The sequence below is a fragment of the Kitasatospora sp. NPDC059803 genome (assembly GCF_042732255.1).
In the GTDB taxonomy this organism is placed as follows: domain Bacteria; phylum Actinomycetota; class Actinomycetes; order Streptomycetales; family Streptomycetaceae; genus Kitasatospora.
On record NZ_JBHWIJ010000453.1, the window covers coordinates 1 to 1195 of the forward strand.

Annotated in this window: 1 protein-coding gene; it reads left to right on the forward strand. The window is 78.2% G+C overall.

The features are described from left to right. Nucleotides 1-139: 139 nt before the first annotated feature. The coding region (locus tag ACFV6I_RS37860) for a condensation domain-containing protein (RefSeq protein ID WP_380430648.1) at nt 140-1195 on the forward strand (1056 nt) is incomplete at its 3' end.

Genomic DNA, 1195 nt, shown 5'->3' on the forward strand with positions numbered 1-1195 from the left:
GCGGGGGCCCGAGTCCCCGCCCCCCCCCGCCCCGGGGGGGGACGCCCGCCGGGTCGCCTATGTCGTACCGGCAGGGATCGACCGCGACCGCTTGCGGGAGCGGGCGTCATCGGTGCTGCCCACGCACATGATCCCTGCCGTGTACGTTCCCTTGGACGACCTGCCGCTGACCCCCAACGGCAAGGTCGACCGCAAGGCCCTGCCCGCCCCGCCGGACGAGCGGGCGGGCACCGGACGCGAGCCCGTGGGGGAGCGCGAGGAACTGCTCTGCGCGGTCTTCGCGGAGGCCCTCGGGCTCGACCGGGTCGGCGCCGACGACGACTTCTTCGAACTCGGCGGCCACTCGCTGTCCGCGACCAGGGTCGCCAACCGGCTGCGTGCCGCGCTCGGCGCGGACGTCCCGGTGCGGGCCCTGTTCGACGCCCGGACGGCCGAGGCGCTGGCCCGCGTCCTCGACCCGGAGTCGGCGGCCGCCGACGCGGCGGAGCCGGCCCCCCGGCGCCCCGCGCTGCGCGCCGTCCCGAACCGGCCGTCCTCGGTGCCGCTCTCGCACGCCCAGGAGCGGCTCTGGTTCCTGGACAAGATGGACGGCCCCACCGGCAGCTACAACATCCCGCTGGCGGTCCGCCTCACCGGCCCGCTGGACGCCGCCGCGCTGGCCGCCGCCGTCCGGGACGTGGTGGCCCGGCACGAGAGCCTGCGCACCGTCTTCGCCGAGGCCGACGGGCTGCCCTCGCAGCTGGTGCTCTCCGCCGAGGAGGCCGAGCAGGCCGGCGCCCCGCTGGTCGTGGTGGACCTCTCCGGGGCGGCGCCGGGCGCGCTGGAGGCGGCGCTGGCCGCCGAGGCCGCCCACCCCTTCGAGCTGTCCGCCCAGGTGCCGCTGCGGGCCCGGCTGTTCGCCCTCGGCCGGGACAGCCACGCGCTGGCCCTGACGGTGCACCACATCGCCGCCGACGGCTGGTCGCTCGGCCCGCTCGCCCGCGACCTCTCCGACGCCTACCGGGCCCGGCTGGACGGCGCCGGGCCGCGCTGGGAGCCGCTGCCGGTGCAGTACGCCGACCACGCGCTCTGGCAGCGCGAACTGCTCGGCTCCAAGGACGACCCGGACAGCCTGGCCAGCGCCGAACTCGCGCACTGGCGCGGGGGGCTGGCGGGGCTCCCCGTGGCGCTGGGGCTGCCCACCCCCAGACCCCCC